Source organism: Paenibacillus polysaccharolyticus, from assembly GCF_023714295.1.
GTDB classification, from domain to species: Bacteria; Bacillota; Bacilli; order Paenibacillales; family Paenibacillaceae; genus Paenibacillus; species Paenibacillus polysaccharolyticus_A.
In genome coordinates this window covers 50,460-63,827 of record NZ_JAMAUN010000019.1, presented here as the reverse complement: position 1 = coordinate 63,827, position 13,368 = coordinate 50,460, and the positions used below count along the sequence as shown (strand labels likewise).

Sequence of the window (13,368 nt, the reverse complement as noted above, 5' to 3'; positions counted from 1 at the left end):
GAGGGGTTCCACACGTACCCATCCCGAACACGACCGTTAAGCCCTCTAGCGCCGATGGTACTTGGACCGCAGGGTCCTGGGAGAGTAGGACGCCGCCAAGCAAAGAACCACTGCCGATGATGTTCGGCGGTGGTTTTTATTTTGTTATATATTAAAATTCAGAAGACATTATGATTCAGGAGATGTGAACGTTACATCTCTTGTTTGACTTTAAAGAGAACCTTTGAGACACTCAAATGTAAGAAAAGGGCCCAACTGGGCTTTGAACAGAATGGCTTACATTAGAAGAGAATGAGGTGCAGATTAGTATGGAACTTCGCAAATTAACGATCGATGATTATGAGGCTTGTATGGCGCTCTCCGAGTATGCTTTTCAATTTAAATTAACAGAGGATCAGTTGGAGAAGCGGCGTCAGGAATTTGCTAAGCATAATGTATTGGGTGTCTATGCGGATGGGCAGGTTGGTGCGAAGCTTCAGATTATTCCTTTTCAGACGTATATCCATGGAAGGTCCTTTGAAATGGGTGGAATCGCGGGTGTAGCGACATGGCCGGAATATCGGCGTAAGGGCTGGGTAGCAGAGTTGTTGACATACGCACTAGAAGAAATGAATCGGAACAAACAAAGTGTATCTTTCCTGCATCCGTTTTCGTTTTCCTTTTATCGAAAGTATGGCTGGGAAACTTATGTTGAATATAAGAAATACAAATTGTCTACGGCTCAACTGCCGGCCAAGCAACTGACACCAGGCACGATCAAACGTGGAAATGCTGAGCTTGCAGAATTGAAGCAGGTGTATGATGCTTATGCTGCGCGCTACAATGGGACTTTGAATCGTGATGATGCGTGGTGGGAAAATTCTGTTTATGTCAAAAAAGGCAGCCAGCGTGCTGTTTACTATGATGAGGTAGGAGTACCGCAAGGTTATGTCCTCTACGAAGTCAAGGAAAGTAAGTTTACCATCGGTGAGTTCATTCATTTGAATGAAGAGTCCAGACGAGGACTTTGGACGTTCATTGCTAATCACGATTCCATGATTGATGAAGTAACTTTACAGGCACCTGCAAGCGATCTGCTTGCATTTCAATTGGACAATCCGCGGATTGGGCAAGAGGTAGTGCCTTACTTCATGGCACGAATCGTGAGCGTGGAGCAGTTCATTTCGCAGTACCCTTTTGCGAGTCAGGATTCGCCCGTACAGATTTGCATTGAGGTTAAGGATTCACACGCTCCATGGAACGAAGGCGTGTGGGAATTAAATGTGGCTATGAACGGAACCGCTTCAATATGGAAAAAGGCTAAATCCGATGATGGGGGTCAGCTGAATCAGCCGATTCGTCTCAGTATTCAATCCCTCTCCGCCGTATTAATGGGTTATCGTAGACCGGCAGAGATGGCACAGATCGGTAGATTGGAAGGTCCGGTGAGCGCAATCGAAGCGTTGGAAAAGGCAGTTCCTGAGCGTGAAACCTATTTGCTTGATTTCTTTTGAACGACAGTCTATATCGAGAACGACCTCATTCCAACAGATACGCAGCGTAATTGGAAGCAAACAGAACTTCTCCCGATGTCCGGGAGAGGTTTTTTTGTGTCAGGCGAATATTTCGTGTAAAATCGTAAAAAATGAATAGTGTCCCCACTTGGCAAAACAGTAAAATATGCTATAATGTATATAAAGTCAAAGAAAGTCAAAGTCAACTCAAGGTTAAATCCACATGATTCTAATTTATGTGTGCTATTTATTTTACCTACGATATGATTTGAAGCTTTCTTACTGCTCTCTAATGAAAAGTACCGTAAGTTGGAACATGTCATTGGAAGATCAAGGGGATATTCAAGGACCTTCGTGCTTCCTTTGTTCTCCTGTTTAACACTTGAGATAGCAAGATTCGCTGTTTCTCTGAGTGGTTAAATGGGTGGAGAAGGTGTACTCTGTGGGGGCGTGTGGTCCTTATTGACTTAACGTTTCAGACAGTGGAGGATGATTGGATGCGTAATATCTCTGATATTATTGAACGATATCTGAAGGGTATTTTGCATGAAAGTCCCGAAGGAATGATTGAAATTCAGCGTAATGATCTGGCAGATCAGTTTTCATGTGTACCTTCCCAGATCAATTATGTCATCAGCACTCGTTTCACTCTTGAAAAAGGGTATCTCGTCGAGAGTAAACGTGGCGGTGGTGGATATGTTCGTATACAACGCATTGAATTACCTGCCCAATCCGCCCTGCACAACCATCTGCATCACAGTATTGGTGACGAGATTGGACAGACTGCTGCGGAAGGCTTGATTTATCAACTGGAAGAAGCGCGTTTCTTAAGTAAGCGGGAAGCCGGGTTGATGCGTGCGGCTGTGTCGAGAGAGGTTCTTATGGTCAAACTTCCTTACCGGGATCAAATTCGTGCCAGAATGTTAAAGGCAATGCTAATATCTTTGCTCGGTAAATGAAAACTATCGGGATCAAAGGAGGTACATCTGTATGCTGTGCCAAGAATGTAATAAACGTCCGGCTACACTTCATTTCACGAAAATTGTAAATGGAGAGAAGACGGAATTTCATATTTGTGAATCATGCGCCCGTGAGAAAGGAGAGATGATTCCTGGAACAGCAGGAGGATTTTCTATTCACAATCTGCTATCAGGAATACTCGATTTTGATCCGGCAGGCAAAAGTTCAGGTGCTGCTCCTGCTAAAACGCTACAATGTGAAGAATGTGGCATGACGTATGCCCAGTTCAGCAAAGTTGGCCGTTTTGGCTGTAGCTCCTGTTATAAATACTTTGATAGCCGTCTGGACCCTTTGTTCAAGCGAGTGCATGGAAGTACAACTCATGTGGGTAAAGTTCCTGCCAGAGCAGGCGGACGTATTAAGGTGAAACGGCAAATTGCCGATCTGAAACAAAATCTGCAGCAGAGCATTGCTCAAGAAGAGTTCGAAGAGGCCGCTCAGATTCGTGACCAGATCCGGGAACTTGAAAAAGAAATAGCTCAAGAGTAAAGTTTGTCATAAGTAGGAGGGAAGCATGATGCCTAATCTGCGTTTTACAGAGAAGGCGCTCAGTGACTGGATGCGCAGTGCTGCTGCCGATTCAGAGATCGTGATCAGCAGCCGTGTCCGGATTGCGCGTAACCTTCAGCATATCCCGTTTCCAATGCTGGCTTCGGATGAGCAATCGGAAGAGGTGCTGAATAAGCTGAGCGAAGTACTTCAGTACGATGACGTACACGCCTTTGGTGATTTTACTACACTCGATCTAATCGATATTAACGAACTCGACAAGCGTGTGCTGGTGGAAAAGCATCTGATTAGTCCGAGTCTGGCGAATGAATCAACCAACGGAGCCGTAATCCTTAGTGAGGATGAATCGGTAAGCATTATGATTAATGAAGAGGATCATCTGCGTATCCAGTGCCTCTATCCGGGGTTCCAAGTGAAAGAAGCTTGGGAAAAAGCTTCCGCTATAGATGATGCTTTTGAAGCGCACGTGGATTATGCGTTTGATGACCGCAGAGGGTATCTGACCAGTTGTCCAACCAACGTTGGAACAGGTGTCAGGGCATCGGTTATGATGCACCTTCCCGCTTTGGTTATGACTCAGCAGATTGGCCGTATCCTCAGTGCCGTGTCTCAAGTGGGATTAACGGTTCGAGGGATTTATGGTGAGGGTAGCGAGGCGATGGGCAACTTGTTCCAGATTTCCAATCAGATTACACTTGGACAGACGGAGCAGGAAGTAATCGACAACCTCCACGGTGTTGTTTTACAGATGATTGGTCATGAGCGTACAGCAAGAGAACGACTCATTACCGATTCCAGACTGCGTATTACGGATCGAGTGATGCGTTCCTACGGCATTTTGTCCCATGCAGCGATTGTAGACACGAAGGAAGCAGCGCAACGTTTGTCGGATGTTCGGCTAGGCGTAGATCTTGGTTTGTTGGAAGGATTGTCGATTCCAGTAATGAATGAGTTGAATGTGATGACCCAGCCGGGTTTTTTACAAAAAACATTCGGGGATATGCGTACGGATGAGCGTGACATCTACCGTGCTCAATTAATTCGTGATACGATCAATGCAACTAAAAGTTCTGGTTAAACTTTCCTGATATACTACTGTTGGTTTCATGCCGCATCTGCGGCTTTTATATAACAGGCTTCCATTTAAATTGAAGCCACCAATGATTTTATTCGCAGCATGGCTGCAAACAAAAATGATATGAAGAATACGAAGGGTTATCCATAAAATTGAATTCCCTCGTTTTATCCAAAACCATGGAGGTGCAGGAGATATGATGTTTGGAAGATTTACGGAACGGGCCCAGAAGGTGCTCGCACTCGCGCAGGAAGAAGCTGTCCGTCTCGGTCACAATAACATCGGTACGGAGCATATTTTGCTCGGCCTCATTCGTGAAGGTGAAGGCATTGCTGCCAAAGCACTGATCGGCCTGGGACTCGGATTGGAAAAAATTCAGGATGAAGTAGAAACGCTGATTGGCCGTGGCCAAGAGCAACCTACGAACATTGCATATACGCCACGTGCGAAAAAAGTAATTGAATTGTCTATGGATGAAGCGCGTAAACTAGGCCACACCTATGTTGGCACAGAACACATTCTTCTCGGATTGATCCGTGAAGGTGAAGGGGTTGCGGCACGTGTGCTCAATAACCTTGGCATCAGCTTGAACAAAGCTCGTCAGCAAGTACTGCAATTGCTCGGCAGCAGTGAAGCTGTTTCAAGCCATAACGGCACACCTGCCAATGTAAGCACACCAACACTGGACAGCCTCGCTCGTGATTTGACGGCGTATGCCAGAGAGAATAACCTAGACCCGGTTATTGGTCGTAGCAAGGAAATCGAGCGTGTTATTCAGGTATTGAGTCGTCGTACCAAAAATAACCCGGTATTGATCGGTGAACCGGGTGTAGGTAAAACAGCAATTGCCGAGGGGCTTGCCCAAAAAATTATTGCAAACGAAATTCCCGAAACATTGCGTGATAAACGTGTAATGACGCTGGATATGGGTTCGGTTGTTGCTGGAACCAAATATCGTGGTGAGTTCGAGGATCGATTGAAAAAAATCATGGATGAGATTCGTCAGGCGGGCAACATTGTCCTGTTCATTGATGAGTTGCACACACTGATTGGTGCGGGTGGCGCAGAAGGCGCGATTGATGCATCGAACATCTTGAAACCGGCTCTTGCTCGTGGAGAATTACAGTGCATCGGTGCAACGACACTGGATGAGTACCGCAAATATATCGAGAAGGATGCTGCGCTAGAGCGTCGTTTCCAACCGATTACAGTGGATCAACCATCTCCGGAAGAAGCCATTCAAATTTTGCATGGTCTGCGTGATCGTTACGAAGCGCATCACCGTGTGAAAATTACGGACGAAGCGATTGTGCAAGCTGTCAAATTGTCGGATCGGTATATTACAGATCGTTTCTTACCGGATAAAGCGATCGACTTGATCGATGAGGCGGGATCCAAAGTAAGATTGAACTCTTATACGATTCCGCCAAACCTGAAACAATTGGAGAGCCGTCTGGAAGATATCCGTAAGGAAAAAGACGCCGCGGTTCAGAGTCAAGAGTTCGAGAAGGCAGCTGCGCTGCGTGATACGGAACAAAAGATTCGTGAAGAGCTCGATACAACGAAAAATCAATGGAAGGAAAAACAAGGTCGTACCGATTCCGAAGTTACTCCAGAGGATATCGCTCAAGTCGTAGCCAACTGGACAGGAATTCCGGTGAATAAGCTGAAGGAAGAAGAGACGCAACGTTTGATGACGTTGGAGTCCATTCTCCATGAACGTGTAATCGGTCAGGATGAAGCTGTTAAATCGGTTAGCCGCGCCGTTCGCCGTGCACGTGCAGGACTTAAAGATCCGAAACGTCCAATGGGTTCATTCATCTTCCTTGGCCCTACAGGTGTAGGTAAAACTGAGCTGGCTCGCGCACTTGCTGAAGCGATGTTCGGTGATGAAAATGCTGTAATCCGGATTGACATGTCCGAGTATGGTGAGAAACACTCTACTGCACGATTGGTCGGAGCGCCTCCGGGTTATGTTGGATACGAAGAAGGCGGTCAGTTGACAGAGAAGGTTCGTCGCAAACCGTACTCCGTTGTCCTGTTGGATGAAGTGGAAAAGGCACACCCTGAAGTCTTCAACATCTTGCTGCAAGTGCTCGAAGATGGTCGTTTGACCGATTCCAAAGGACGTGTTGTTGACTTCCGTAATACCCTGATCATCCTGACATCCAACGTGGGTGCAGAAGCGATCAAACGTAATTCCACTCTTGGGTTTACAGCCGTAGTGGATGCAGGTGCAGATTACGATAACATGAAGGGCAAAGTGATGGATGAACTGAAGAAAAGCTTCCGTCCTGAGTTCTTGAACCGGATCGATGAAATCATCGTATTCCACTCTCTCGAAGAGAAACACATCGCTGAGATTGTAACTCTGATGAGTGAGGATCTACGCAAACGCCTTAATGAATACGAGGTTGATTTTGAGCTTACAGATAACGCTAAGGCTTTCTTGGCGAAAGCTGGCTTTGATCCTGCTTACGGTGCACGTCCGCTACGCCGTGCGATCCAGAAGCACATTGAAGATAAATTGTCTGAAGAGTTGCTTACAGGTAATGTGACCAAAGGGGATTCCTTACTCATCGACGAAGAGAATGGTGCATTGTCTGTAACGAAAAAGGAAGCAGCCGTTCCATCCAATGAGGAGATTGAAACGAAATAAATATGACGTATAGATTTGGCTGAATGAATTCAGCTAGGCGCATATGTAAAACCTCCCCGGTTTTGCCCGGGGAGGTTTTTTCGTATGTGCGAATAAATAAAGGGGATGTGTGAAGAATTCATTGAGATGAGCGATTTGGATGAGGAACATGTGTAAAGTTTGCGATAATCCTTTACGAAAAATCTCAAACAATGGTAAACTTTTATTAACCCTGTATGTCAGGGCAATGAGTAAATTTTGTCGAATAATGCAAAATGCTACTATAAAATAAAATATCAAATAGGAGTGCTGAAGTGGCCAAAGTAAAAACCAAGTTTCAATGTACGGAATGTGGCTATGAAGCCCCCAAATGGTACGGGAAATGTCCTGGCTGTCAGTCCTGGAATTCGATGTTAGAAGAAACTGAAACGGTAGTCAAAACACAAGGGAGAAATTCTCCTTTGTTTGACAGTAAAGATAAACCGCTTCCTATCATAGATATAGATAGCGGTCAGGAGCCGCGGGTACAGACTGGAATCGGGGAACTGAACCGTGTATTGGGCGGCGGCATTGTGCCAGGTTCGCTTGTCCTGGTGGGGGGCGACCCGGGGATTGGGAAATCAACGCTAATGTTACAGACTTCTCATGCGTTGACCCACTCGGGGTTGCGTGTTTTATATGTGTCCGGAGAAGAGTCCGTAAAGCAGACGAAGTTACGCGCAGACCGCCTCGGTGCACTTTCGCCGGAACTGTATGTGCTGTGTGAAACCAATATGGAGCGGGTTGAGGAAGCGGTGGATCAGATCCAGCCGCATTTTCTTGTCATCGATTCCATTCAGACCGTATATCTGCCCGAAGTTACCAGCGCACCAGGAAGTGTAGCACAGGTAAGGGAATGTACGTCCAGATTCATGCGGATTGCGAAAGGCCGAGGCATTGCAACGGTTCTTGTAGGGCATGTTACCAAAGAAGGTGCCATTGCTGGTCCGCGTATGCTGGAGCATATGGTGGACTGTGTGCTTTATTTCGAAGGAGAGCGGCATCATACGTATCGTCTCCTTCGTGCGGTGAAGAACCGTTTCGGTTCCACTAACGAGATTGGCATATTTGAAATGGGGGAAGATGGCCTTCGGGAAGTTGGTAATCCCTCAGAATTATTTTTATCTGAACGTCCACTTGGTGTAGCAGGATCTACGGTTGTGGCAAGTATGGAAGGCACACGCCCAATGCTGGTAGAGCTGCAAGCCTTGATTTCAACGACACACTTTCCATCTCCGCGCCGGATGGCAACAGGGATAGATCATCATCGTTTGAATCTGATTATAGCGGTGCTGGAAAAACGTATGGGTATGTTCCTGCAGACACAGGATGCCTATCTGAACGTGGCTGGCGGGGTAAGGCTGGATGAGCCTGCGGTCGATCTGGCTGTTGCTGTCAGTATTGCTTCCAGCTTGAGAGATGTGCCAACCAAGCCAGATGATGTCATCTTTGGGGAGATTGGCCTCACCGGTGAAGTTCGTGCCGTATCCAGGGCGGAACAACGTGTGAAAGAAGCCGCAAAGCTCGGCTTCAAACGAGTTATTTTACCAGAAAAAAGCTTAAAGGGCTGGAAACATCCTCGCGGGATACAACTGATCGGTGTGAATACCGTGGCAGATGCACTAGCGGTTGCTTTAGATTAGGGGGCATAACAAGATGAAGGATTCAAGCCAACTGGACAATATGAATGATTTGTTAAGGCTGATCGCACCAGGTACACCTTTCCGCGAAGGTCTGGAAAATGTGCTGCGCGCCAAGACTGGCGCACTGCTTGTTGTAGGATACAGCCCTGAAGTAATGGAAGTGGTGGACGGAGGATTTTCGATTAACTGTGATTTCTCCCCGAACTACCTATATGAGCTTGCCAAAATGGACGGTGCCATTATTCTGAGTGAGGATTTGAAGCGGATTTTGTATGCCAACACACAACTGATTCCGGACTCTTCCATCTCTTCCTCAGAGACGGGCATTCGTCACCGGACCGCAGAGCGGGTAGCGAAACAAACCGGTAAGTTGGTCGTTTCCATCTCACAGCGCCGGAACATTATTACCCTATACCAAGGAACCCTTCGATATTCACTTAAGGAAATCGGGGTGATTTTGACCAAAGCGAATCAGGCGATTCAAACGCTTGAAAAGTATAAAGCTGTACTGAAACAATCACTTACCAATTTGAGTGCTTCCGAATTTGAGGAACTGGTAACGATTCCTGAAGTGGTCAATGTTATTCAGCGTACGGAAATGGTGCTGCGGATCAAAACCGAGATTGAACGATATATTGATGAACTGGGGAACGAAGGAAGACTTATTTCCATGCAAATGGAAGAGCTTGTGGGTACTACAGAGGAAGAAGCATGGCTGCTGTATAAAGACTATGCGCGGGATGATAGCGATGACAAGATTCGGGAAATTATCGTGGGCTTGAAAAGATTGTCGGACGATGAGTTGCTTGATGCACATCATATTGTACGATTGCTTGGTTATCCTTCATCTGCGGCAACATCTGAAGATTCGGTTGCCCCTCGCGGATATCGGGTACTAAATAAGATCCCACGTCTGCCTAATGTAATTATTCATAACCTGGTGGATCAATTTGAGCAATTACCTCATGTCATCATGGCAACGATTGAAGAACTCGATGAAGTGGACGGCATTGGCGAGGTTCGTGCTCGTACCATCAAGGAAGGTCTCAAACGTCTGCAAGAGCAGATGTTTATTGACAGACAGATGTAGGAATGGCTTATAACGGCTTCTAATGGATGAGGTGAAACAACATGTTAACCAGATTCATTCCAAATCTTTTTACCTTAGGTAATCTGTTTCTGGGTATGCTGGCCATTTTGCTGGCGATTAACGGAAAATACAGCTCGGCCGCAATCATGGTTATCGTTGCGATGCTACTCGACGGTCTGGATGGGCGGGTTGCCAGAGCGCTAAATGCACAAAGTGAATTCGGCAAGGAGCTGGATTCCCTATCGGATATGGTTTCGTTCGGTGCGGCGCCTGCATTGATTATTTTTATGGTATCCTTCCAGGATTCCATGCCCATCTTTGCCTGGATCGCAACTGCGGCCTTTCCGATCTGTGGTGCGATTCGTTTAGCGAGATTTAATGTTCGCCCAGGCATTCCAGGGTATTTCACAGGCTTGCCTATTCCTGCTGCCGGTGGTGTACTGGCAACGCTCTCGCTATTTCATAAGGATATTGGACCTATCAGCATGATGGTTGCTACGTTGCTGTTATCTTATCTGATGGTCAGCTCACTGAAATATCCCAATTTCAAAAAAGTCGGATTGCCTCGCAAGGCGATCTGGATCGCCCCATGGGTTGTGTTGCTTGCGGTTGCGCTAGCTGTTCTTTTCCCGGACCAACTCTCCAAGCTGATTTTCATACCGCTGGTGTTATATGCCCTATATGGCATGAGATATAGTGTGAGAACGGCAGCTTCTCGCAATCGTGCCAAAAAACGTAAGGACAGGAAATCATCGCGGTCTTCTGACAATTAGAAGGGGTAGGGTACTTCATTACCCATTCGGCAAAATCTAATATCCTAACAAGTTCAAAAATATAAAAAAGCACGTACATTTCCTTGAAAGGAGTGTGCGTGCTTTTTGTTTGTATTTTTTGAACTATGACCAAGTAACGAAAGACAAGTTAGCTAAGACAGATTGAACATCCCAAGCGTCGAACATTTCTGTGATTCGTGATTCACGACCTCTTCCATGTTAATGTCCAGCAGATTGCAGAGTGCAGACATATAGAACAGGTTCCGCCCCAACTCGGAGCTGATCACCTCTTTGCAATTCTCACACAATGAACCTTCCACATGCGTTTCCAGCAGGCCCTTGGCTTGAGAAATATCACTCTCGGGGGCATATTTCTGTTTGGTGGCGTGCAGCTCAATACAGCCGCATTCGGTAATGGCTTTGGACACAGCGCGGTTAACGGAGGCTCCGGCTTGTCCTGTTTTGGACAGTACATCAATCAGGCTGCGATGCCGCAGCAACAGTTCGGAAACTTGATCCTGAAAAGCCTGTAAACTTAGCGTACTCATTTTGCCACTCACCTCGGGATATGAATTGAATTCATTATATGCCAATAAAAGTCTTACTTTCAACTGACGAGTGCAAGATTTCCAAAAACTTCATACTGACGCGATTAGCTTTTCGATAATTGGATCATACTGGATATGAAAATGAAGAATGATTTGAGGAGGTGCAGGAACTCATGTGGAGAAAAGGCATTTTAACTTTTACTGGATTGTGCGGCGCATGGTTCGGGTACACAGCTTATCATCTGGCAGGCAAGTCCATTCCTTGGATGGCTGAATGGATCCAATCAGCGGGACTGCTAGGTGCGGGCATATCAACACTGCTAGGAGCAGTACTGTTCATGTCCGTATGCACGATCGGTGGAACAATGATGGCAAACCGTTTGAACAGTGGTATTGATTCTTTAGCAAGAATACCCATGAACGAGCTTGCTGCTGGCGCAACAGGCATCTTAGCTGGACTACTCGTAGCATTACTGCTTTATCCTTGTCTGGCGTGGCTCGGAACCGCAGGAGAGGTTCTACAAGTTGCTCTCACGGTAATGGCTGCATATTCGGGTTATAGCTTGGCCATGGCTAAGAAAGATGATCTGGCGTCATTCTGGAAGTCGGGACGATGGGGACACCCTGAGCCCGAAGAAGAGCGAAGAATGGAAGAACATAAAATCTTGGACACCAGCGTCATTATTGACGGCAGAATCGCAGACATCTGCAAAACCGGATTCATCGAAGGCACGATTGTTATCCCGGAATTTGTACTGGAAGAGCTACAGCATATTGCAGACTCATCGGATCTGCTTAAGCGCAACCGTGGGCGCCGTGGGCTGGATATTTTGAATAAAATCCAGAAGGAGCTTGATGTGCAGGTGTTGATCTACGAAGGTGATTTCGAGGAAATCTCCGAGGTGGACAGCAAACTGGTGAAGCTTGCTAAAGTACTGCAAGGAAAAGTTGTCACCAACGACTTCAATCTGAATAAGGTCTGTGAGCTTCAGGGAGTATCCGTGCTCAATATCAATGACCTTGCGAACGCGGTGAAACCAGTTGTGCTGCCGGGGGAAGAGATCATGGTACAGATTATCAAAGACGGCAAGGAGCACGGACAAGGCGTAGCCTATTTGGATGATGGAACGATGATCGTGGTGGAAGGTGGACGCGAGTATATCGGCATGATGATGGAAGTGCTGGTGACCAGCGTGCTACAGACATCTGCGGGACGAATGATTTTTGCCAAGCCGAAACTGTTGGAAAAAGCCCAATAAAAGCGGTATGATGGGTAGTGTATCGTTGTACGATGATGGATATCGAAGCAGATATGAATTGTTGCCCGGCGATAAACTGACAGACAAGGCAGGGATTGCGGCATGGAAAAAGGGTGGGGCGTTGTCATTGTGGCGGCAGGCCGGGGAACCCGAATGGGAACGACCGAGAGCAAACAATTTTTGCTGCTGCAGGACAAGCCCGTTTTCATACATACGCTTGAAGTATTTGCGGCTTTGGACGAGATCCGTGAGGTCATTCTGGTTACAGGCGCTGCAGATGTTGAACGATGCCTGGAATGGGTAAAAGAATACCAACTGGAAACGCGTGTCCGCGTGATCCCCGGAGGGAAAGAGAGACAGTATTCAGTGCATGAAGGCCTTCGGGCGCTAGGCACGGATTGGGTCCTCGTTCACGACGGGGTGCGTCCTTTTGTGACCCGTGAGCAGATTAGAGAATGTATGGCTGCCGCCGAATCAGGCGGAGGTGCTGTTCTGGCTGTGCCGGTAAAGGATACGATCAAACAAGTGAATGCGGAAGGTATCGTTACAGCGACGCCGGATCGCAGCAGTCTGTGGAGCATTCAAACCCCGCAGGCTTTTCGTCTTTTTTCCCTGCTGGAGGCTTACGAATCCGCGGAACGTGACGGGTTTCTGGGGACGGATGATGCCATGCTGGCTGAGCGCCAGGGAATGTCGGTTAAGGTTGTGGAAGGCAGTTATACCAACATCAAACTAACGACACCGGAAGATTTACAGTATGCCGCGTTTTGGCTTGAGGGAGAGAAGAAGCGATGATACGTGTAGGACAAGGGTTTGACGTGCACCAATTGGTGGAAGGTAGACCGTGTATTATTGGCGGGGTAACCATTCCTTATGAAAAGGGGCTACTGGGTCACTCGGACGCAGACGTGCTGTTGCACGCAATCAGCGATGCCATTCTTGGCGCGCTGGCACTTGGGGATATCGGCAAGCATTTTCCGGATACCGATCCGGAATTCAAGGATGCGGACAGCTTGAAATTACTCGAGCATGTGTGGCAGCTTGTGAAGGATCGCGGCTATAAACTTGGGAATATCGATTCAACGATTATTGCCCAGAAACCAAAGATGGCACCTTATATCCCGCAGATGGCTGAGGTGATTGCCAAAGCACTGGAAGCGGATGTAACACAAGTGAACGTGAAGGCAACGACAACAGAGCAATTGGGCTTCCCTGGACGGGGAGAGGGAATTGCAGCCCAATCCGTTGTATGCCTGGTACGTGTGTGATATCATCAACCA

Annotated in this window: 12 protein-coding genes and 1 rRNA gene; 12 read left to right on the top strand and 1 reads right to left on the bottom strand. The window is 47.0% G+C overall.

The features are described from left to right. The 9 genes from rrf to pssA all read left to right on the top strand — a co-directional run. Window positions 1–101 (top strand): 5S ribosomal RNA (gene rrf, locus M3629_RS27630); the annotation flags it as partial. Between the two features lie 207 nt (window positions 102–308). After that, on the top strand, window positions 309–1,493 hold the full coding sequence (locus M3629_RS27625; protein WP_251512085.1) for a GNAT family N-acetyltransferase: 1,185 nt from the start codon (window positions 309–311) through the stop codon (window positions 1,491–1,493). A gap of 497 nt (window positions 1,494–1,990) precedes the next feature. Further along, entirely contained in the window at window positions 1,991–2,452 is a 462-nt protein-coding gene (locus M3629_RS27620; protein ID WP_090924702.1) for a CtsR family transcriptional regulator, read from the top strand. Window positions 2,453–2,483: 31 nt separating this feature from the next. Next, entirely contained in the window at window positions 2,484–3,002 is a 519-nt protein-coding gene (locus tag M3629_RS27615; RefSeq protein WP_251512083.1) for a UvrB/UvrC motif-containing protein, read from the top strand. Window positions 3,003–3,030: 28 nt separating this feature from the next. Next, window positions 3,031–4,101 carry a protein arginine kinase gene (locus tag M3629_RS27610; protein ID WP_251512091.1) on the top strand — a complete coding sequence of 357 codons (1,071 nt, stop codon included), beginning with the start codon at window positions 3,031–3,033 and terminating at the stop codon, window positions 4,099–4,101. 193 nt (window positions 4,102–4,294) lie between these two features. Then, window positions 4,295–6,757, top strand: a complete 2,463-nt coding sequence (locus M3629_RS27605) for an ATP-dependent Clp protease ATP-binding subunit (protein ID WP_251512081.1) — start codon at window positions 4,295–4,297, stop codon at window positions 6,755–6,757. A 293-nt stretch (window positions 6,758–7,050) separates the two neighbouring features. Next, window positions 7,051–8,418, top strand: a complete 1,368-nt coding sequence (gene radA / locus M3629_RS27600) for a DNA repair protein RadA (RefSeq protein ID WP_251512079.1) — start codon at window positions 7,051–7,053, stop codon at window positions 8,416–8,418. Between the two features lie 13 nt (window positions 8,419–8,431). Further along, window positions 8,432–9,508: a DNA integrity scanning diadenylate cyclase DisA gene (gene disA, locus M3629_RS27595; RefSeq protein ID WP_251512077.1), complete on the top strand. Its 1,077-nt coding sequence runs from the start codon at window positions 8,432–8,434 to the stop codon at window positions 9,506–9,508. Between the two features lie 41 nt (window positions 9,509–9,549). Continuing rightward, window positions 9,550–10,281 (top strand): CDP-diacylglycerol--serine O-phosphatidyltransferase, encoded by a 732-nt coding sequence (pssA, locus tag M3629_RS27590; protein ID WP_251512076.1) that lies wholly within the window; start codon window positions 9,550–9,552, stop codon window positions 10,279–10,281. A 152-nt stretch (window positions 10,282–10,433) separates the two neighbouring features. Here the strand turns inward: pssA and M3629_RS27585 are convergent, their stop codons facing one another. Then, complete coding sequence (locus M3629_RS27585; RefSeq protein WP_251512074.1) at window positions 10,434–10,829, bottom strand: DUF1573 domain-containing protein; 396 nt, start codon at window positions 10,827–10,829, stop codon at window positions 10,434–10,436. 173 nt (window positions 10,830–11,002) lie between these two features. Here M3629_RS27585 and M3629_RS27580 point away from each other — a divergent pair, with 173 nt between their 5' ends. From M3629_RS27580 to ispF, 3 genes are all read left to right on the top strand, one after another. Beyond that, on the top strand, window positions 11,003–12,088 hold the full coding sequence (locus M3629_RS27580) for a PIN/TRAM domain-containing protein (RefSeq protein ID WP_251512072.1): 1,086 nt from the start codon (window positions 11,003–11,005) through the stop codon (window positions 12,086–12,088). Between the two features lie 102 nt (window positions 12,089–12,190). Next, window positions 12,191–12,883 (top strand): 2-C-methyl-D-erythritol 4-phosphate cytidylyltransferase, encoded by a 693-nt coding sequence (ispD, locus tag M3629_RS27575; protein WP_251512071.1) that lies wholly within the window; start codon window positions 12,191–12,193, stop codon window positions 12,881–12,883. Beyond that, window positions 12,880–13,356, top strand: coding sequence for a 2-C-methyl-D-erythritol 2,4-cyclodiphosphate synthase (ispF, locus tag M3629_RS27570; RefSeq protein ID WP_017692052.1), 477 nt, complete (start codon window positions 12,880–12,882; stop codon window positions 13,354–13,356). The genes ispD and ispF overlap by 4 nt, the downstream gene beginning before the upstream one ends. The last annotated feature ends 12 nt before the right edge of the window (window positions 13,357–13,368 follow it).